The sequence below is a fragment of the Lentzea sp. NPDC036955 genome (assembly GCF_055608005.1).
In genome coordinates this window covers 347,022-365,592 of sequence record NZ_JBVJRC010000002.1, presented here as the reverse complement: position 1 = coordinate 365,592, position 18,571 = coordinate 347,022, and the positions used below count along the sequence as shown (strand labels likewise).

The window sequence follows — 18,571 nt, the reverse complement described above, 5'->3', positions numbered from 1 at the left end:
CACCGGGTAACCGGCTCTCATGGCAACACATGATCTGGGCGCGGGCGACGACCAGGCGTCCTACACGCCCCCGCACGACACCGGCTCACCCGACTCGGTCGAAACCGATCCCGCGGCCCTGAACAGCGCGGAGGACCTCGACGAGGACCGCCTCAAGCTGGACCCGCTCGAAGCGGGGATGGACCCGCCGGAGCGGTGGACGGCCGCCGACAAGTACGGCACGACGCCGTACGAGCAGGCCCACCCGCGTCCGCTGGACGACCGGCTGGCAGAGGAACAGCCCGACGTGCCGGTCGTGCCGAGCGAGCTGGACGAGGAGTCGCAGACCGAGGCCGCGGGGCGGGGCCAGCTCGCCGACGAGCCCGGTGGCTCGGTGGCGAGCACGGCACGGACGCCCGACGAGCCGATCTGATCCCGCAGCGGCCGCGCCCGCCGGACGCAACCGTCCGGCGGGCGCCGTTCTGCGCCGAAGCCCGCGTCACCGGTTGAGACGTCCGAACAGGACCTCGACGACGCCGCTCGGCTACCCGGTCACCCCGGCGATCAGCTGCGCCGTCATCCCCCCGCGGTGGAACAGGAACGCGTGGGCACCGGGTACCACCACCGCCCGCCCGTCCGGTGCCGCGGCGGCGAGCCGTTCGACCCAGTGCACCGGCGACAACGCGTCGTGCTCACCGCGCACCACCAGCACCGGGCAACCCACCCGCGCGACGACCTCTTCCGGCCGGTCCCGCTGGGCCGAGCGGACGAAGCGCGCGATCTCCACCGGACCGGCGCGCAGGTAGTCGGGCACCGTCCCGCGCACCACCGAGGGCGGCTCGTGCGGCAGGGTGCGCAGGAACCCGCTGACCAGGCCGCCCAGGCCGCGTTGTTCCGGTGGGAAGGTGGGGCCGAGCAGCACCAGCGACCGCACCAGCTCCGGCCGGGCCGCCGCGGCGTGCAGTGCGGCCTGGGCACCGGTGGAGTGCCCTGCCAGCACCACCGGAGCCGCGACCACCTCCTCGACCCAGTCGCACACCGCCCGCGCGACCGCGCCGATCCCGGCCGGGCACACCCGCGCCGCGCGGTGGCCGAAGCCCGGCACGTCGAGCAGGTGCGCCCTGGTGAAGGCACCGCAGCCGGCGAGGGTGTCGGCTAGGTAGCCGAGTGCGCCGAGGCCGGGCACCAGCACGACGTCGGGCCGGTCGCCGACGCGGTGCCCCGCCGTCAGGCTGCGGAACTCCCGGTCCCCGACCCGGTCCCACCGTTCCCGCACGTGCCGCGGGCGGTCCGGCATGGCTGGCTCCCTCCGCCGTGGTCCACACCGGAACTACCGCTCCCCCGATCGGCGAAACGTGACGCACGGCGGAGATCCGCGTGATTGGACGTCCGGTGCGCGGGAACACCTGCGGTTCCGACGTTCGATCATCGTGAGGTGACCGCCCATGGCAGCAGACCAGTACACCCGGCAGGACCCGAGGGAGCAGTACCCGCGTCCCGGCCGGCAGGAGGGCCAGGAGCAGGAGCACCCCGGCACCGGCAGCCGGATGGGTCCAGAGCCCGACCACGGCGAGCACACCTACCGGGGCAGCGACCGGCTGCGCGACACCAAGGCCGTGATCACCGGCGGCGACTCCGGCATCGGCCGCGCCACCGCGATCGCGTTCGCCCGCGAGGGTGCTGACGTGCTGCTCTGCTACCTGGAGGAGGAGCAGGCCGACGCCGAGCGCACCGCCGAGCTCGTGCGCGAAGCTGGCCGGCAGGCCGTGCTGGTCCCCGGTGACCTGCGCACCGAGGAGGCGTGCCGGGAGGTCGCCCGGCGCGCGGAGGAGGAGTTCGGGCGGATCGACGTCCTGGTCAACAACGCGGCCTACCAGATGGCGCAGGACGAGGGGCTGCTCGGCATCAGCAGCGACCAGTTCGACCGCGTGTTCAAGACGAACGTCTACGCGATGTTCTGGCTGACCAAGGCCGCCGTGCCGCTGATGCGACCGGGTGCGGCGATCATCAACACGTCGTCGATCCAGGCGTTCCAGCCCTCGCCCGAGCTGATGGACTACGCCGCCACCAAGGGCGCGATCGTCAACTTCACCAAGGCGCTCTCCGCCGACCTGGTCGACAAGGGCATCCGGGTCAACTCCGTGGCCCCCGGTCCGGTGTGGACACCGCTGATCCCCGCGACCATGCCGGCCGAGAAGGTCGACGACTTCGGCGCGCAGACACCGCTGGGCCGGGCCGCGCAACCGGCCGAGCTGGCACCGGTCTACGTCTTCTTCGCCTCGCAGGAGTCCAGCTACATCACCGGCGAGGTCCTCGGCGTCACCGGTGGCCAGCTGCTCACCTGACGAGGTGACAACGCGCTGTTTGCCCGCGACCCCGCCGGGTAACCGTGCCGCGTGCGCACCACCGACCGCATCCGCACCACGAGCCTGCCGGCGGTGCCACGCCGGCGGGCTGCGGGCGGGCAACCGCCGGGCTCCCCACCTCCCCCGGACGCGCACGCGACTGACCTCGGGCACGTCCGGAGACGCCGCACGACCCACCACGGCGAGGGAGGAACGACCGCATGCGCATCAGCCGCAAGCCCACGGGTGCCAAGTTCTTCGAGCTGTTCACCGAGATCGGCGCGAACATCGGCAGGAGCGTGGAGCTGCTGGGCGAGTTCGTGCGGGCGCCCGCCGACCGGCGGCAGGAGCTGGCGGAGCGCATGCACGCGCTGGAGAACGCCGGTGACGACGCCACGCACGCGATCATCGAGCACCTGGACCGGTCGTTCGTCACGCCGTTCGACCGGGAGGACATCTACCGGCTCGCGGCCAGGCTGGACGACGTCGTCGACCACATGGACGCCGCGGTCGACCTGGCGACCCTCTACCGCGTGGGTGAGCTGCCCGACGGCGTGAACGCGCAGGTGGACCTGCTGTGCCGGGCCGCCCAGCTGACCGCGGCGGCCATGCCCCGGCTGGCAGAGCCGCAGGAGCTGACCGCCTACTGGGTGGACGTGAACCAGGTCGAGAACGAGGCCGACCAGGTCTACCGGCGGCTGTTGTCGGAGCTGTTCAACGGGCAGCGCGACGCCCTGGAGGTCATGAAGCTCAAGGAGGTCGTGGACGAGCTGGAGGCAGCGGCCGACGCGTTCGAGCACGTGGCGAACGCCGTGCACTCGATCGCGGTCAAGGAGGCCTGATGCTCACCGCGGGCCTGGTGCTCGTGGTGGTGCTGGCACTGGCCTTCGACTTCACCAACGGCTTCCACGACGCCGCCAACGCCATCGCCACCGCGGTCTCCACCCGTGCGCTCACCCTGCGCGCCGCACTCGCGCTCGCGGCGGTGATGAACCTGGTCGGCGCGCTGCTGGGCACCGGCGTCGCGGTCACCATCGCCTCCGGTCTCATCGACACCCCGGTCGGCGACGACGCGCTGCACGTGGTCACCGCCGCCCTGGTCGGCGCCATCGCCTGGAACCTGGTCACCTGGTACTTCGGGCTGCCGTCGTCCTCGTCGCACGCGCTGGTGGGCGGCCTGGTCGGTGCCGCGCTGGCCTCCGCGACCACGGTGCACTGGGCGGGCGTGGTGGAGAAGGTCGTGATCCCGATGGTGGTCTCGCCCGTCGTCGGCCTGCTGCTCGGCTACCTGGTGATGACGGTGATCATGTGGGCGTTCCGCAACGCGAACGCGCACCGCGCGGGCCGGCTGATGCGCCGCGCCCAGGTGTTCTCCGCGGCGAGCCTCGCGCTGGGCCACGGCCTGCAGGACGCCCAGAAGAGCATGGGCGTGATCGTCCTGGCGCTGGTCGTCAGCGGCAACCAGGCCGGCTACTCGGTGCCGTTCTGGGTGATCGGGGCCTGCGCGCTGGCCCTGTCGGCCGGGACGTACGCCGGTGGTCTGCGGATCATGCGCACCCTCGGGCGGCGCATCTTCCACCTCACGCCGCCGCACGGCTTCGCCGCCGAGCTGTCCGCCTCCTCGGTGCTGTACCTGACCGCGTTCGTCTTCCACGCCCCGATCTCCACCACGCACGTCATCACCTCGGCGGTGATGGGCGTCGGCGCCACCACCCGCCGGTCCGCGGTGCGCTGGTCGGTGGCGGCGGACATCGCGAAGGGCTGGGTGCTGACGCTGCCCGCGTCCGCTACCGTCGCCGCCGGTGCCTACGGGCTCGTGGCGCTGCTCTGAGCTCCTGCCCGCGGCGGCGGCGGAGCGCTCGAAAGTTCTTCGAAGTTTTTTCGTTATTGCCGGGCGCCGGGGACATCTCCTGGTCAGAGGACCCTGGACCGGCAAGTGAGGTGGGCATGGCGGTGGCCGAGGAACCCGGCGTCGCGACGGTGGTGGCCGCACGCGACGGCGACCAGCGCGCGCTGGACGACCTGGTGAGCGGATACCTGCCCCTCGTCTACAACATCGTGGGGCACGCGCTCGGCGGTCACGCCGACACCGACGACGTGGTCCAGGAGACCATGCTGCGCGCGGTGCACGGGCTGTCCTCGCTGCGCGACCCGGCCGGGTTCCGGTCGTGGCTCGTCGTGATCGCGATGAACCAGATCCGGCTGCGGCACCGCGAAAACCAGCGGGTCCCGGTCACCGGACCGGTCCTGGAGGACGTCGCCGACCCCGGCGCTGACTTCGTCGACCTCACGATCATGCGGTTGCAGCTGTCCGGGCAGCGGCGCGAGGTCGTCGCGGCCACCCGCTGGCTCAGCGCCGACGAACGCGAACTGCTGTCGCTGTGGTGGCTGGAGGCGGCCGGCCGGCTGACCCGCACCGAGGTCGCCGACGCGCTGGAGCTGACGCCGCAGCACACCGCCGTGCGGGTGCAGCGGGTCAAGGCGCAGCTCGACGCCGCGCGGATCGTCGTGCGGACGCTGGAGCGCACGCCGCGCTGCCCCGAGCTGGCCGAGGTCGTCGCCGACTGGGACGGTGACCCCAGCCCGTTGTGGCGCAAGCGGATCGTCCGGCACAGCCGCGGCTGCCCCCGGTGTGAGCGGTGCGGGTACGACCTGGCCGCGGTCGAGGGACTGATCGCCCGGCTGCCGCTGGTGCCGCTGCCCGCCGCGTTCGGGTTCGGGCTCGACCAGTCGGCGCTCGTCGGGACGCAGGTGAGCATCTCCCCCGTCACCACGGCGCCCGCCGCCACCACGACGTCCACGGCGGCGACCGGCAAGTTCGGGGTGTTCCTGCAGGGCGCGCTGGTCAAACCGATCGCCGCCGCGGCGGCCGCCGTGCTGGCCGCGGGCATCGTGGTCGCCGTGCTGCCCTCGAAGGAGGAACCGGTCACCCGCGCGGTGTCCGCGACCACCTCCCAGAGCGCGCCCACGACCACACCGCCGGCCATCACCACCACTCCGTCACCAGCGCCGTCCACGGCGCCGCCGTCCTCGACGACGGTGGCCGCACCGCCCGTGCCCGCCGCGGCGCCGAAACCCGTTGCGGCGTCGGCGAAGAAGGGCGTCAGCACGTGGAACTTCTCCGGCGTCGGCAAGGCGCTCACCGACGTGCGCGCCGGGTGGTACTACAACTGGGCCGTGCACCCGGACGGCATCGCCACGCCGCCGAACGTCGAGTTCGTGCCGATGATCTGGGGCGCGAAGTTCACCGACGACGCCACGATCGCCCGCGCGAAGGCCAACGGGAAGGTGCTGCTCGGGTTCAACGAGCCGGACTTCCCCGATCAGGCCAACATGACGCCGGAGCAGGCGCTCGACCTGTGGCCGAAGCTCGCCGCCACCGGGTTGCGGCTCGGCAGCCCCGCCGTCGCGCACAGCGGTGACAAGCCGGGCGGCTGGCTCGACCGGTTCATGACCGGTGCGGCCCAGCGCGGCCTGCGGGTCGACTTCATCACCGTGCACTGGTACGGGTCGGACTTCAGCGCGGCGGCCGTGCAGCACCTGAAGAACTACCTCGACGCGGTGCACGCGCGGTACGGCAAACCGGTGTGGCTCACCGAGTACTCGCTCATCGACTTCTCCGGCGGCACACCCCGCTACCCGACCCAGGCGCAGCTCGCGGCGTTCGCCCGCGGTTCCAGCGCGATGATGGAGGGCCTGCCGCACGTCGAGCGGTACGCGTGGTTCGCGCTGCCCGCCGACAAGCCCGGCACCGGCCTCTACGCCCCCGGCGGCACCCCGAACCAGGCCGGCGAGGCCTACCGCGACGCGGGCTGAGCTCCCGCTCGCGTCCGTTCGTCCCGTTCCACCCCTGTGTCAGTCCACCCTGCCCGAAAGGACTTCCGATGACCCACGCCCCCACCCCGTCACGGCTGCGGAGGCGCGTCCTGATCGCGGTCCTCGCCGTGGCCGGTGTCGCGGCGTCCGCGGTGACCGCGAACGCGATGTTCTTCTCACCGCCCAAGCCACCGCCGGCCGCGGTCGCGCCGACCACGACCACGACGCCCGCCGCGCAGACCCGCACCGCGAAGGCCGTTCCCGGGACTCCCGCTCCCGCTTCCGCACCGGCGACCACCCCGGCCACCACTCCGCCCACCACCGAGGCCGTCGCTCCCCTGCCGCCGCAGGCGCCGATCCCGCCGAACGCGGTGCGCGTGGCGGAGTTCGTGGCCGAGTGCCCGTTCACCCACCGGCTGCCGGACGACCCGATCGTCTTCCCGAACCTGCCCGGTGTCTCGCACATGCACAGCTTCTTCGGCAACGTCTCCACCAACGCCCGCTCGGACGTGACGAGCCTGGGCGGCGCGACGAGCACGTGCAGCCCCAAGACCGACCTGTCGTCGTACTGGGTGCCCACCCTGCTGGTCGACGGCCAGCCCGTCGAGCCGACCGGCACCACGTTCTACTACCTCGGCGAGGGCGTGCGCGACGACGTGATCGCCCGCACCCAGCCGTTGCCGCGGGGCCTGCGGATCGTCGCGGGCAACGCCAAGGCCACCGCGCCGGACGGCAGCACGCGGTCGCGCTGGTCGTGCCTGCACGCCGGCCATGTCGGCGCCTCGAAGGACTTCGTGAACTGCCCGGCCGGCACGATGATCGAGTCCTACCTGGACTTCCCGCAGTGCTGGAACGGCAAGGACCTCGACTCCGCCGACCACAAGAGCCACATGTCCTACCCGGTCGCGGGCGACTGCCCGGCCACACACCCCGTGCCCGTGCCGAAGCTGCGCCAGGTGCTGCGCTACCCGGCCAACGGCGACCCGGCGCGGTTCAGGCTGTCGTCCGGTCCCGGCTACACGATGCACGGCGACTTCTTCAACGTGTGGCCCGAGGCCGAGATGGCGCAGCGCGTGCGCGACTGCATCAACCGGATCGTCAAGTGCGGACCGGACGGCCGCCCGTAGTGCGGGTCCTGCACGTCGCGGTGGTCCTGCTGGCGGCGGTCCTGCCGACGGGGTGTGGTGCGGTGGCCGAGGCACCACCGGCCGCTGTCCCGTCGCCTGCCGTCTCGTCGCCTGCCGTCTCGTCGCCAGCCGGGCCGACCGCGACGGACCTGGCGTTCGTGGACCTCGTGATCCCGCAGAACGAGTCGGCGCTGGCCGCCTTGGCGCTGGTCGCCGGCCGTCCCGGCTCCGCGCTGCGTCCGGTGGCCGAGCAGCTCGGTGCCGGTTATCGAGCTGAGCTGGTCCAGGCCAGGGAGGTGCTCGCGCGGGCGGGCCGGTCGGAGTCCGGTGAGCACGCGGGCCACGACATGCCCGGCATGATCACGCCCGCCGAGCTGGCCGCGGCCGGCGGCGCGCGGGACGCCGACTTCGACGGGCAGCTGCGGACGTTGCTGCGCACCCAGTGCGAGGAGGCGCGGACCGTCGCCCGTGCGGAGCTGTCGGCCGGGACGAGCAGGCAGGCACTCGACCTGGGTGCGCGGATCGAGCGCAGCAGGGCGGAGTTCCTGGTGCTGCTGGGGTCGTGACCGGCTCACCGCGACGGTCATCGGGGCGGTGGTCGAGAATCGTCGCGTGTCTCCTGCGAACGACCTCGACCTCCCCCGGCTGCTGGCCACCGGCAGCACCGGCCCCGCACCCACCGAACTGGTGGTCCCGGCCCTGCTGCTGCGCGCCCCCACCGCGACGTGGTCGGAGCTCGTCCACATCTACGTGCCGCACGGCCCGACGGTCGCGTTCAGCGGCCGTGACCTCCGTTCACCCGGCATCGCGAAGGCCACCGAGGTGGCCCGTGCGGCGGGGTTCGCGACGGTGGTGCGCTCGCCGGGCGGGCGGATGGTCGCCTACGACGCCGGTGCCGTCGTGATCGACCACCTCGACCGCACCACCGGAATCCGGCACGCCGGCAGCGCCACGTTCGCCGCCAACGCCGAGAGCCACGTGCGGGTGCTGCGCGGGCTCGGTGACGTCGACGCCCGCGTCGGCGAGGTCGACGGCGAGTACTGCCCCGGCGAGTACAGCATCAACGTGGCGGGCACCGCCAAGGTCGTGGGCTCGGCCCAGCGGGTCACCGCGACCGGGTCGCTGTTCAGCACCGTCGTCCAGGTCGCCGTGTCGGACGAGGTCCGCGCCGTGCTCACCGCGGTGTCGCAGGCGCTGGGCTACGGACTGCGGGAGAGCTCGATCGCCGGGCTGGCCGACTACGCGCCGGGGCTGTCCTCGGCGGAGGTCGCGGCGGCGTTCGCGGCGGACTACCGCGACCGGCTCGGGTTGGCCGACGGGCAGGTCCCCGCCGCGGTCGCCGCCCACGCGGCCGGGGTGGTGCCGGAGGGAGCGGGACCGTTCCACGTGGACGACTGGACCCGCGCGCACCCGGTGCCCAGCACCTGACGCCCGATGCCGGTATCCGGGACCGATCCGCTCCGGCAACCCCGCCGCTGCCGTCAGCAGCAGCACGGCGAAGCTCAGCGCGTAGCCGTTGACCGTCCACTCCAGCTCGGTGACCGACGCGCCGAGGTCCGTTCTGACCGCCGTCAGCGCGGTCGTCACGAGCACCCACGTGCGGGTGGCCGCTGTCCTTCCCCCTCTGGCTCCGGCCGGTGTCACCCGACGCCGGCACTTCGGGGGTGTGGACCCGTGGAGGCGGTGAAAGGAATCGGAAGGGTTCAGCCCAGTGCGGTGCCCTGCGGTTGCGGGCACTGGCCGCCAGGCGTGGTCAGCAGCTCGAAGTGCCACATCTCGTTGGCGAACGCCTGGCAGAGCCCGTGGTCCGCGCCGTGCTGGACCAACCAGTCCGCGGCGGCGGTCGGCCCGATGTCGATGGCGTGCCCGGTCACGTGCTTCGACTTCTCCGGCGGGTGCACGAGCTTGCGGGCCTCCTCCGCGCTGCGGTACCGCGCGGTGGCCTCGTCCAGCAGCCGCTGCTGGTACCGCTTGCTGCGCCAGCCCGACGTCACCTTCAGCTCCACCCCGCGCGCCGCGGCGTCCACGGCCGCCGCCCGCACCGCCGCGAGCAGTGCGGGGTCGAGGTTGGCGATGGCGGGGTGGTCGTCGTCCTGCAACGAGATGCTCTCGTTCTCCGGGATGCTGCCGTCACCGTCCACCCGGGAGCTGCCACCTCCCGAGTGGACGGTGCCGGCCTCCGGCGGTGTCGCACAGGCCGTCACCACGAGCACGAGCACCACCGCGCAGGCGGTGCGAAGTCCGTTGCCGCCCGCGTGTCCCCGCATCACCACTGGTTCATCTCCTCGTCGTCGCGCGCCGGGTGTGTCCGACGTGCTCGACGATGCCGCGCCGATGTGATCGGCCGTCGCGCGGAATGTGCTCGTTCTGCAACGACCTGTCGACGGGGTGCCCGTGAGGACCGCTCGTCCGGGAACAGCGGACCGCGCCGGGTGGCCGGTCAGGTCACGCAGTTGCCGCGTTCCAGCTCCTTCGCGCGCCGGGCCACCTCACCCGACCACGCGAGCTGCGGCCGGCGAACCGCCGCTGCTGTACCACCGGCTCGTCCGGTCTCACTCGACGTCGTCACCGCCGAGGCCCATGCCCTTGTTCCCGCGACCGTCCTCGTCTGGTACGTCCTCGGGGGTGTCGCTCGGCGGCCGCCGCGACACCTCGGCCTCCGTCTCGGTCAGGGGTGTGCCGCTCGCTTCCTCCGCAGCGCCCCGCTGCACCGTCTCCTCGTCCCGGTCCGGTCCGGTCACGGCACTCTCCTCCTGGAGGTCGGCTTCCGTCCGTGCGGCATACCCGCCAGCGGCGTGGTGAACCGGCGAACGCGGTGCGGATCGCGCGAACGCAGATCCGCACCGCGCTACCGGACCCGCGCGGTTGCTGGCTGTTGAACAACACTGCCGAACACAGCCCGACCACACGCGCGGTGCCGCCGCGTCCGGCGCACCGGGCCCGGCGGACCGGGAGTTCCCTGCCGGGTCCGGTGCTACGCCTGGTTCCACAGAGGACTGGGGGTTTTCGTGATCACGATTTGGCAGCGCTCTCGCGGTCGGCCACGGCGGTGCTGCGCGGCTGCGGCCCGGTGTTCCGCGACGCCCATGCCCCCGTGCTCCGCCGCACGCGTGTGGGCAGCGGCTGCCCGCTCGTGCGCACGCGCGGAGCTGATCAGACTCTCCCGCAACCGCTGTCGTGCCTGCGCCGCGTGCAGGCGCGCCTCGGCCGGCGCGGCCATGGCCGTGCTGACGTCACCCGAGCTCGACGCCCTGCCGGCCCGCGTCTTGAGCCGGGCCCGGCGCGACTCCAGCGCACGGATGCGCCGTTCCACTCCGTGCACCCGTACCGCACCCGTGTACCGGCGGCCGTTCCGGGTAACCACCCGCATGGCCACCGACACCGCAGGCCCGCCGGGTGAGGGCCACCTCGGACTCCCCGCCGAGCGCGAACCGGACCTGGCTGCGCACCTGACCAGGATCGCCCGTGCGCTCCAGCAGCAGCACGGCGAGCAGGAGACGATGGACGCGATCGTCCACGCCGCGGCCGGGACCATTCCGGGTGCCGAGCACGCGGGCATCATGACCGTGCTCGGCCGCAGGGAGATCCGGACCGTCGCCACGACCGGTGACCTGCCGTGCGAGGTCGACCAGGCGCAGCTCGCGTCCGGTGAGGGTCCCTGCCTGACCGCCCTGTACGACGAGAAGATCGTCTCCGTCCCCGACGTCGCCGGTGACGACCGGTGGCCCGTGTTCACCGGGAAGGCCGCGGACCTGGAGGTCGGCAGCATGCTGTCGTTCCAGCTGTTCGTGCAGGACGAGGACCTCGGCGCGCTCAACCTGTACTCCGCGCGGACGGGTGCGTTCGACGACGAGTCGTGGCACGTCGGCAGCCTGTTCGCCGGGCACGCTGCGATCGCGCTCGCCTCCGCCCAGGAACGCAGCCAGCTGAGCGCGGCGGTGGCGACCCGCGACCTGATCGGCCAGGCCAAGGGCATCCTGATGGAACGCCACCAGATCACCGCCGACCAGGCGTTCGCGGTGCTCACCCGCGCGAGCCAGCACACCAACCTCAAGCTGCGCGACATCGCCGAGCAGCTCACCAGGACCCGCCGCCTGCCCACCTGACTTGATCCAGGTCGCACACCACCCCGGGCAAGATGACGGGGTGAGTGCCCCGCGTCGAGGCCGGCCCACCGGTCCCACCGGACCGGTCATCGGCCGTGCGCTGCAGCTGCTCGACGCGTTCGACGCCGAGCATCGCGAGCTGACGTTGAGCGACCTCGCGCGGCGGGCCGGGTTGCCGTTGTCGACCGCGCACCGGCTGATGCAGGAGCTGTGCGCGTGGGGTGCCGCCGAGCGGGGTGCGGACGGGCTCTACCGGATCGGGCTGCGGCTGTGGGAGCTCGGCTCGCTCGCGCCGCGCGGTCCGGGGTTGCGGGAGACCGCGTTGCCGTTCCTGGAGGACCTGTCCCAGGTCACGAGGGAGAACGTGCAGCTCGCCGTCCGGGAGGGCACCGAGGTCGTGTTCGTCGAGCGGATCGCGGGGTCGGTCGCCGTGCCGGTGCTGACCCGCGTGGGCGACCGGTTCGCGCTCACCGCCACCGGTGTCGGCCTGGTGCTGCTCGCGCACGCGCCGGTCGAGGTGCAGGAGGACGTGCTGAGCGGTCCGATCGACCGCTACACCGCCAGGACCGTCACCGATCCGGCCCAGCTGCGGCGGATGCTCGCCGCCGTCCGGTCGAACGGCTTCTCGGTCAGCGACCGGCAGGTGACCATGGACGCCCTCTCGGTCGGCGCGCCGGTCCACGATGAGCACGGCGAGGTCGTCGCCGCCGTGTCGCTGGTGGTGCGGCACGGCACCATGACGCCGCACGCGCTGGCGCCGCTCGTGCGCACCAGCGCTCAGGCGATCTCCCGAGCGCTCTGCGGCTAACGGCGTCAGGGCTTCCATTTTCCGGAAACGGCGCTTCGCCGCGTGCGGTGGTCTCCGCCACGCTGTGCTCTCCCACCACGGAGCAACACCGGCGAAGGAGCCCGAATGACCGGCTTTCCGCGCGACCAGTGGTACGTCGCCGCGTACGGGTCCGAGATCGAGCACGACCTGTTCAGCCGCACCGTCTGCGGTGAGCCGATCCTGTTCTGGCGCACCCGTGGCGGTGCGGTGACGGCGATGCCGGACCGGTGCGTGCACCGGCGGTTCCCGCTGTCGCAGGCGCCGTCGCGGCTCGTCGACGACCAGGTGGTGTGCGGCTACCACGGGTTCACCTACGACGCGGGCGGCCGGTGCGTCGCCGTGCCGGGGCAGACCCGCATCCCGCGCACGGCCCGGCTGCTGCCCTACCCCGTGGTGGAGCAGGACTCGTTCGTGTGGGTGTTCATCGGCGACCCGGAGAAGGCCGACGCGGCGCGCATCCCGCGGGCGCCGTGGCTCGTCGCGCCGGACTACACGACGGTGTGCGGCATGGAGCCGTTGCAGGCCAGGTACTCGCTGCTCGTGGACAACCTGCTGGACCTCTCGCACGAGACCTACCTGCACGGCGGTTACATCGGCACACCGGAGGTCGCGTCCACCCCGATCACGACCGAGGTCGACGAGGACGCGGGCATCATCTACGTCTCGCGGCACATGGACGACGCGGAGTGCCCGCCGTTCTACTCGAAGTCGACGGGCCTGGAGGGCCGGATCGCGCGCTGGCAGGACATCGAGTACACGCCGCCGTGCCTGTACAAGCTGCACAGCCGCATCGCGCCGGTCGGGTCCACGCCGAACCCCGACGGCACCGACCCGGACGCGTTCCACGTCGAGGTCGTGTACGCGATCACGCCGGAGACCGAGACCTCGACGCACGACTTCTGGGCCGTGGCACGGGACTTCGCGCTCGGCGACGAGGAGGTCTCGGCGTTCCTCGCGGAGAGCAACCGCACCGTCGTGCTGCAGGACGTCGTGGCGCTGAACGTGCTGGAGCAGGTCATCGCGTCCGAACCGGAGGGCTACCAGGAGCTGTCGATCAACATCGACACCGGCGGGCTGGCCGCGCGGCGGATGCTCGGGCGCCTGTGCGAGCCGGCGTGAACGCGCTCACCGGCGAGCGGGTCAACCGCGTCCACTGGGTGCCCGGCACCGACCGGCTCCGCGCGACCTGCCACTGCGCGGCGGAACGCGAGTTCGAGGGCCCGGTCGAGCTGTGGGACTGGCTGCTCGCCCACCCTGCGGGGCACACGCCGTGAAACTGCTGCTGGAACGCAAGGAACCGGTCGCCGACGGGGTGGTGCTGCTGACGTTGCGGCACCCCGCGGGTGACCCGCTGCCGCGGTGGACGCCGGGCGCGCACGTCGACCTGGTGCTCGCCGACGGGGTGGTGCACCAGTACTCGCTGTGCGGCGACCCGGCCGACACCGCGGTCCTCCAGGTGGCCGTCCTGCTCGAACCGGGCGGCCGCGGCGGCTCGCGGCACGTGCACGAGGTGCTCACCGCCGGGCAGGAGGTCGAGGTGCACGGGCCGCGCAACCACTTCGAGCTCGTCGAGGCGAAGCGGCACCTGTTCATCGCGGGCGGCATCGGCATCACGCCGATCCTGCCGATGATCGCCGCGGTGACGGCGGCGGGAGGTGACTGGCGGCTCGTCTACGGCGGCCGGACGCGGTCCTCCATGGCGTTCCGCGCGCAGCTGGAGCACCTGCCCGCGGTGGAGCTGCGCCCCGAGGACGAGCACGGCCTGCTGGACCTGGCCGCGCTGCTGGGCGAACCCGAGGAGGGCACGGCCGTGTACTGCTGCGGCCCGGAAGGCCTGCTGGCCGCGGTCGAGCAGCACTGCGCGCGGTGGCCGGAGGGCACCCTCCACGTCGAACGGTTCGCGCCGAAGCCCGGCGCCGGCGAGGGACCGCGGCAGGACTTCGAGGTCGAGCTGGCGCAGACCGGGACCACGGTGCGGGTGCCGGCGGGACAGTCCGTGCTCGACGCCGTCGAACGGGCCGGGGTGTCCGTGCTGTCGTCCTGCCGGGAGGGCACCTGCGGCACGTGCGAGACGGGCGTGCTCGACGGCGTGCCGGACCACCGGGACTCCGTCCTCACCGCGGCCGAACAGGACTGCGGCGACGTGATGATGATCTGCGTGTCCCGGTCCCGCTCACCGCGGCTGGTGCTGGACCTCTGACCGGCGGCGCGGCTCAGGCCGGTGGTGCCAGCACGACGGCCGAGTTGTGCCCGCCCATGCCCAGCGACGACTTGATCGTGATGCCGTCCGCGACCGGTGTGGGCCCGTTGAGCAGCCGCGGGTGTCCCGGTGCGACGACCGGTGGCGCGGGGACGACCCCGCGGTCGTAGGCCATGGCCGTCACCGCGACCTCCACGGCGGACGCGGCGCCCTGGCAGTGGCCGGTCAGCGGCTTCACCGAGTAGATGCCGGTGTCCGGTCCGAACAGCTGTTCCAGCACGGCGGCCTCGGCGGCGTCGCACTGGGCCGTGCCGGGACCGTGGGCGTTGAGGTAGCGCACGTCGGCGGCGCTCACGCCGGCGTTGTCGAGCGCGTCGGTGAAGCAGGTGGTGATCTGGTCGAGCCGCGGGTCGATCGAGGTCACGTGGTAGGCGTCGTGCGACATCGCGCCGCCGAGCGTCATCGCGTACGGGTTGGACGCGCGGCGCGACAGGACGAACGCCACGGACGCCTCGCCCATCACGAAGCCGCGGCTGCCCTGCTGGAACGGCCGGCACGCGTCGAGCGGCTCGGCGTCCACGATGGCCACTCCCAGGCGGACGAAGTGGGCCACGTTCTCCGGGGTGAGGGACAGGTCCGTCGCCACGAACACGACGTCGTCGACGATTCCGGCGTCCAGCCAGGCCTTGGCGGTGATGAGCCCGGCGTTGCCGGACGCGCACATCGCCGAGACGTTCATGGCCGGACCGTGGAAACCGTATTCCTGCATGAACATCGACATCGGGGTGGACGGCATCAACGCCAGGTAGTCGTGCACCGGCAGATCGCCTCCGCGCGTGACGTAGAACTCGCGCCACAGGTCGACCTCGCCGAGCACGACGGCGTGCAGCAGACCGACCCGGCGGCCCGGCTGCCAGCCGCGCGCACCGGCGTCCTCGACCGCCTCCCTGGCCGCGGCCCGCATGGCCTGGGTGAACCGGCTCGGTCCGTCGGCCGGGTCGCCGCCCTCGCCCACGCACGCCGCCCAGACGGTGTCGCCGGGGAAACGGGCCAGCTCAGGCACCACGACGGCGGCCGGTCTCCCGCTCACCAGACCGTCCCAGAGCGACTGGCGGCCCCAGCCGTACGCGCTGACGACGCCGATTCCGCAGACACCCACACCACGCGCGACCATATCCCGCTCCCCCACACCGAGGGCCGACACCTCACACCAGCATAAACGGGTCGGTCGGCTCGCGAACACATCAATCGGCAGTCTACAATGGACTGTTGACGGGACCCCTGGCCGCCCGTCGCTCCCGGCGACCGGATATAACGGCTCACCGTGTTCACGCCAGACGGGTGCGGCTCTGGCACGGTGTGTAGTAGGACTTCACGATGGCCACGCCACCGCGAGTCCGGGGGACGATCGGATCTGGGAGCGACGACGTGAGCGGCCTGACCGGCGACGCCGAGTTCGACCACGAGCTGCTGGCCGACCTCGCGCTCTCGGTCGGTGCCGCCGTGGCGTGGTGGCTGGACCTGGGCACCGACCGGTTCGGCTGGACGGCGGGCCTCGACTCGGTGCTCGGCCTGCCCGGTGCGGACGCCGACGCCGTGCGCGCCCGGCTGACCGAGCTCGTCGCGCCGCTGACCGTGGCGGCGCGGGCGGCCTCGGCGTGGCAGGAGTTCGAGCTGGAGCAGCCGCTGGAGACCCCCGGCGGCCGGCGCTGGCTGCTGTTCCACGCCCGCGTCTCGGCCCGCGGTGGTGAGCGGGCGCTGGTCGGCGTCGCCGCGGACGTGACCCGGCGGCACGCCCAGCAGCAGGAGCTGGCCGACCTCGCCGACCGCTACCGGCTGCTGGTGGACCTGTCGCCGGACGCGATCGTGGTGCACGAGGCCGGTGTGCTCGTGTACGCGAACCCGACAGCGGTCCGGTTCGTGCGGGCGCAGTCCGAGGGCGACCTGCTCGGGCGGCCGATCACCGACTTCGTCCACCCGGACTCGCAGTCCGACATGCTGCGGCGGATCGAGAAGCTGACCGTGCCGGGCGCGACCAGCGACCCCGCGGACGCCGTGCTGCTGCGGCGCGGCGGCGGCACCCTGGACGTCGAGTCGGTGTCGGTGCGCACGACCTGGGAGGGCCGGCCGGCGTTCCAGGTGATCATGCGGGACGTCACCGAGCAGAAGGCGGCCGCCGCGGCGCTGACCTACCAGGCCGCGCTCGTCGCGCACGTCAGCGACGCGTTGATCGCCACCACCGCGGACGGCGTCGTGACCAGCTGGAACCCCAGCGCCGAGCACGTCTACGGGCACCGCGCGGCCGACGCGATCGGGCAGCCCATCGGCGCCGTGGTCGGCGCCGCGCTGTACCCGGCCGCCGTGCTGGAGGCGGGTGGCGTGGTCCAAGCGGAGCACCACCGCTCCGACGGCGAGGCGCTGGCGGTGCGGGTGTCCGTGGCGCGGATGGCCGACGGCTACGTGCTGATCTGCGCTGACGAGACCGCGCGCCGCCGGGCCGAGCGCCACTTCACGGCCGTGGTCGCCGCGATCGAGGAGGGCGTGTTGGTGGTCGGCCCGACCGGCCTGGTCGAGTCGGTCAACCCGGCGGCCGAACGGATTCTCGGCGTGCGCGCGCAGGACGCCATCGGTCAGGCGGCGTCGCTGACCGAGCTGCACGACGAGGCGGGCCGTCCGGTGCCGGTGGACCAGTTCCCGTCCGCGATCACCAGGGCGACGGGCCGCTCGCAGCACGGCCGCATCCTGCGCGCGCTGCGGCCGGACGGCACCCGCGTCTGGCTGTCGCTGAGCGCCCGCGCGCTCAACCAGGACGGCCGGCTGCCGTCGGCGACGGTCGTGTCGTTCACCGACATCACCGAGCGCCGCCTGATGGACAGCAGGCTGGAGCACGAGGCGACGCACGACGCGCTGACCGGCCTGTGCAACCGCACGGTGACGATCAACCGGCTCAGCCCGGCCGCGCGGGCGCACCGCTCGGGGCTCACCGCGGTGCTGTTCATCGACCTGGACAAGTTCAAGGTCATCAACGACTCGCTGGGCCACAGCGCAGGCGACGAGGTGCTGCGGGTCGTCGGCACGCGGCTGAGCCGCAGCTCCCGCCGGGGTGACGTGGTGGGCAGGCTCGGCGGCGACGAGTTCACCGTCATCGCCTACGGCGTGACCGGCCCCGAGGAGGCGCACGCACTGGCCGGCCACGTGCGCGCCGAGCTCAACCGGCCGATCACCGTGCAGGGCCGGCAGCTGCACGTCGACGCGAGCGTGGGCATCGTGCTGGCCGACCCGAGCGACGCCCGCGACGGCGCCGACCTGCTGCGCGACGCCGACCTCGCCATGTACCGGGCGAAGACCGACGGCCGCGGCCGCATCGCGTTCTTCGACGTGGAGCTGCGCGACCGCATCCAGCGCCGGCTGCAGCTGGAGCAGGACCTGCGCCGCGCGCCGCTGAGCGACCAGCTGTGGCTCGCCTACCAGCCGATCATCGACGTCGCCACGGGCCGCCGCACGGCCGTGGAGGGCCTGCTGCGCTGGACGCACCCCCGCTACGGCCTCATCTCCCCCGGCGAGTTCATCACGCTCGCCGAGGAGAGCGACCTGATCAACATCATCGGCGCGCACATGCTGCACACCGCGACCCGCGAGCTCGCCGTGCTGGCCCCGCACCTGCAGCTGACCGTGAACCTGTCGGCCCGCCAGCTCGACGACCCGTGGCTCGTCTCGGCCATCCGGCACGCCACCCACGAGGCGGGCCTGCCCCCGGAGTCGCTCTGCCTGGAGATCACCGAGAGCGCCCTGATGCGCGATCCCGCACTGGCCGCCCGCACCCTGTCGGCGCTGCGCGACCTGGGCGTGCGGCTCGCGATCGACGACTTCGGCACCGGCTACTCCTCGCTCGCCCAGCTGCTCACCCTGCCGCTGGACACGCTCAAGATCGACCGGTCGTTCACGTCGGGCCTGGGCCGGTCCGCGGAGGCCGAGGCGATCGTCACGAGCATCATCGCCATGGCCCACGCGGTCGACCTGAGCGTCATCGCGGAAGGGGTGGAGCAGGCCGAGCAGCTCGACGTGCTGCGGGAGCTGGGCTGCGACCAGGCGCAGGGGTTCCTGCTGGGCCGGCCGGTGCCGCTGGCCGACCTGTGAGCCGCGGCCGGAGCCGTCCGGCCGCGACCCGC

The 18,571-nt window shown here is 73.0% G+C and carries 19 protein-coding genes; 14 read left to right on the top strand and 5 right to left on the bottom strand.

Features of this window, described 5'->3' with window-relative positions:
• Positions 1-19 precede the first annotated feature (19 nt).
• Positions 20-412, top strand: coding sequence for a hypothetical protein (locus ACZ7CF_RS06810; RefSeq protein ID WP_360384081.1), 393 nt, complete (start codon positions 20-22; stop codon positions 410-412).
• Positions 413-523: 111 nt separating this feature from the next.
• Here the strand turns inward: ACZ7CF_RS06810 and ACZ7CF_RS06805 are convergent, their stop codons facing one another.
• On the bottom strand, positions 524-1,276 hold the full coding sequence (locus tag ACZ7CF_RS06805; protein ID WP_360384084.1) for an alpha/beta fold hydrolase: 753 nt from the start codon (positions 1,274-1,276) through the stop codon (positions 524-526).
• A 148-nt stretch (positions 1,277-1,424) separates the two neighbouring features.
• Here ACZ7CF_RS06805 and ACZ7CF_RS06800 point away from each other — a divergent pair, with 148 nt between their 5' ends.
• The 7 genes from ACZ7CF_RS06800 to ACZ7CF_RS06770 all read left to right on the top strand — a co-directional run bounded on the left by ACZ7CF_RS06800 (position 1,425) and on the right by ACZ7CF_RS06770 (position 8,695).
• Positions 1,425-2,324, top strand: coding sequence for an SDR family oxidoreductase (locus ACZ7CF_RS06800; RefSeq protein WP_360384087.1), 900 nt, complete (start codon positions 1,425-1,427; stop codon positions 2,322-2,324).
• Between the two features lie 221 nt (positions 2,325-2,545).
• Entirely contained in the window at positions 2,546-3,166 is a 621-nt protein-coding gene (locus ACZ7CF_RS06795) for a DUF47 domain-containing protein (protein ID WP_360384090.1), read from the top strand.
• The gene (locus ACZ7CF_RS06790) at positions 3,166-4,155 is read left to right on the top strand and encodes an inorganic phosphate transporter (RefSeq protein WP_458432506.1); all 990 of its coding nucleotides are present in this window, start codon (positions 3,166-3,168) and stop codon (positions 4,153-4,155) included. The genes ACZ7CF_RS06795 and ACZ7CF_RS06790 overlap by 1 nt, the downstream gene beginning before the upstream one ends.
• A 122-nt stretch (positions 4,156-4,277) precedes the next feature.
• Positions 4,278-6,140, top strand: coding sequence for a sigma-70 family RNA polymerase sigma factor (locus ACZ7CF_RS06785; protein ID WP_470369075.1), 1,863 nt, complete (start codon positions 4,278-4,280; stop codon positions 6,138-6,140).
• A gap of 68 nt (positions 6,141-6,208) precedes the next feature.
• Positions 6,209-7,267, top strand: coding sequence for a DUF1996 domain-containing protein (locus tag ACZ7CF_RS06780; protein WP_470369074.1), 1,059 nt, complete (start codon positions 6,209-6,211; stop codon positions 7,265-7,267).
• Positions 7,243-7,833, top strand: a complete 591-nt coding sequence (locus ACZ7CF_RS06775; protein WP_470369073.1) for a DUF305 domain-containing protein — start codon at positions 7,243-7,245, stop codon at positions 7,831-7,833. Before ACZ7CF_RS06780 ends, ACZ7CF_RS06775 begins: the two co-directional genes overlap by 25 nt.
• Positions 7,834-7,879: 46 nt before the next feature.
• Positions 7,880-8,695 (top strand): lipoyl protein ligase domain-containing protein, encoded by an 816-nt coding sequence (locus ACZ7CF_RS06770; protein WP_470369072.1) that lies wholly within the window; start codon positions 7,880-7,882, stop codon positions 8,693-8,695.
• 275 nt (positions 8,696-8,970) lie between these two features.
• Here the strand turns inward: ACZ7CF_RS06770 and ACZ7CF_RS06765 are convergent, their stop codons facing one another.
• The 3 genes from ACZ7CF_RS06765 to ACZ7CF_RS06755 all read right to left on the bottom strand — a co-directional run bounded on the left by ACZ7CF_RS06765 (position 8,971) and on the right by ACZ7CF_RS06755 (position 10,580).
• On the bottom strand, positions 8,971-9,534 hold the full coding sequence (locus ACZ7CF_RS06765) for a M15 family metallopeptidase (protein WP_470369335.1): 564 nt from the start codon (positions 9,532-9,534) through the stop codon (positions 8,971-8,973).
• 285 nt (positions 9,535-9,819) lie between these two features.
• On the bottom strand, positions 9,820-10,008 hold the full coding sequence (locus tag ACZ7CF_RS06760) for a hypothetical protein (RefSeq protein WP_470369071.1): 189 nt from the start codon (positions 10,006-10,008) through the stop codon (positions 9,820-9,822).
• Between the two features lie 233 nt (positions 10,009-10,241).
• Entirely contained in the window at positions 10,242-10,580 is a 339-nt protein-coding gene (locus ACZ7CF_RS06755; RefSeq protein WP_458432513.1) for a hypothetical protein, read from the bottom strand.
• Positions 10,581-10,635: 55 nt separating this feature from the next.
• On the opposite strand from ACZ7CF_RS06755, the gene ACZ7CF_RS06750 reads away from it, so the two are divergent.
• The 5 genes from ACZ7CF_RS06750 to ACZ7CF_RS06730 all read left to right on the top strand — a co-directional run bounded on the left by ACZ7CF_RS06750 (position 10,636) and on the right by ACZ7CF_RS06730 (position 14,402).
• Positions 10,636-11,373 carry a GAF and ANTAR domain-containing protein gene (locus ACZ7CF_RS06750; RefSeq protein ID WP_470369070.1) on the top strand — a complete coding sequence of 246 codons (738 nt, stop codon included), beginning with the start codon at positions 10,636-10,638 and terminating at the stop codon, positions 11,371-11,373.
• A 40-nt stretch (positions 11,374-11,413) separates the two neighbouring features.
• Positions 11,414-12,181, top strand: coding sequence for an IclR family transcriptional regulator (locus ACZ7CF_RS06745; RefSeq protein WP_458432515.1), 768 nt, complete (start codon positions 11,414-11,416; stop codon positions 12,179-12,181).
• A 105-nt stretch (positions 12,182-12,286) separates the two neighbouring features.
• Positions 12,287-13,321 (top strand): aromatic ring-hydroxylating dioxygenase subunit alpha, encoded by a 1,035-nt coding sequence (locus tag ACZ7CF_RS06740; protein WP_360384122.1) that lies wholly within the window; start codon positions 12,287-12,289, stop codon positions 13,319-13,321.
• A complete protein-coding gene (locus tag ACZ7CF_RS06735; RefSeq protein WP_360384125.1) occupies positions 13,318-13,476 on the top strand; it encodes a hypothetical protein in 159 nt (52 codons plus the stop codon). Before ACZ7CF_RS06740 ends, ACZ7CF_RS06735 begins: the two co-directional genes overlap by 4 nt.
• Entirely contained in the window at positions 13,473-14,402 is a 930-nt protein-coding gene (locus tag ACZ7CF_RS06730; RefSeq protein WP_470369069.1) for a PDR/VanB family oxidoreductase, read from the top strand. Before ACZ7CF_RS06735 ends, ACZ7CF_RS06730 begins: the two co-directional genes overlap by 4 nt.
• Positions 14,403-14,415: 13 nt before the next feature.
• Here ACZ7CF_RS06730 and ACZ7CF_RS06725 read toward each other — a convergent pair whose 3' ends face one another.
• Entirely contained in the window at positions 14,416-15,576 is a 1,161-nt protein-coding gene (locus ACZ7CF_RS06725) for a beta-ketoacyl synthase N-terminal-like domain-containing protein (protein ID WP_458432516.1), read from the bottom strand.
• Between the two features lie 203 nt (positions 15,577-15,779).
• Here ACZ7CF_RS06725 and ACZ7CF_RS06720 point away from each other — a divergent pair, with 203 nt between their 5' ends.
• The gene (locus ACZ7CF_RS06720; RefSeq protein WP_458432517.1) at positions 15,780-18,539 is read left to right on the top strand and encodes a sensor domain-containing protein; all 2,760 of its coding nucleotides are present in this window, start codon (positions 15,780-15,782) and stop codon (positions 18,537-18,539) included.
• Positions 18,540-18,571 lie beyond the last annotated feature (32 nt).

What these genes read in the sequence shown, in the direction of transcription:
- ACZ7CF_RS06740 (WP_360384122.1), top strand. Translation starts at nt 12,287, where the DNA reads ATGACCGGCTTTCCGCGCGACCAGTGGTACGTCGCCGCGTACGGGTCC.
- ACZ7CF_RS06805 (WP_360384084.1), bottom strand. Translation starts at nt 1,276, where the DNA reads ATGCCGGACCGCCCGCGGCACGTGCGGGAACGGTGGGACCGGGTCGGG.
- ACZ7CF_RS06800 (WP_360384087.1), top strand. Translation starts at nt 1,425, where the DNA reads ATGGCAGCAGACCAGTACACCCGGCAGGACCCGAGGGAGCAGTACCCG.
- ACZ7CF_RS06765 (WP_470369335.1), bottom strand. Translation starts at nt 9,534, where the DNA reads ATGCGGGGACACGCGGGCGGCAACGGACTTCGCACCGCCTGCGCGGTG.
- ACZ7CF_RS06810 (WP_360384081.1), top strand. Translation starts at nt 20, where the DNA reads ATGGCAACACATGATCTGGGCGCGGGCGACGACCAGGCGTCCTACACG.
- ACZ7CF_RS06790 (WP_458432506.1), top strand. Translation starts at nt 3,166, where the DNA reads ATGCTCACCGCGGGCCTGGTGCTCGTGGTGGTGCTGGCACTGGCCTTC.
- ACZ7CF_RS06795 (WP_360384090.1), top strand. Translation starts at nt 2,546, where the DNA reads ATGCGCATCAGCCGCAAGCCCACGGGTGCCAAGTTCTTCGAGCTGTTC.
- ACZ7CF_RS06725 (WP_458432516.1), bottom strand. Translation starts at nt 15,576, where the DNA reads ATGGTCGCGCGTGGTGTGGGTGTCTGCGGAATCGGCGTCGTCAGCGCG.
- ACZ7CF_RS06780 (WP_470369074.1), top strand. Translation starts at nt 6,209, where the DNA reads ATGACCCACGCCCCCACCCCGTCACGGCTGCGGAGGCGCGTCCTGATC.
- ACZ7CF_RS06720 (WP_458432517.1), top strand. Translation starts at nt 15,780, where the DNA reads ATGGCCACGCCACCGCGAGTCCGGGGGACGATCGGATCTGGGAGCGAC.
- ACZ7CF_RS06750 (WP_470369070.1), top strand. Translation starts at nt 10,636, where the DNA reads ATGGCCACCGACACCGCAGGCCCGCCGGGTGAGGGCCACCTCGGACTC.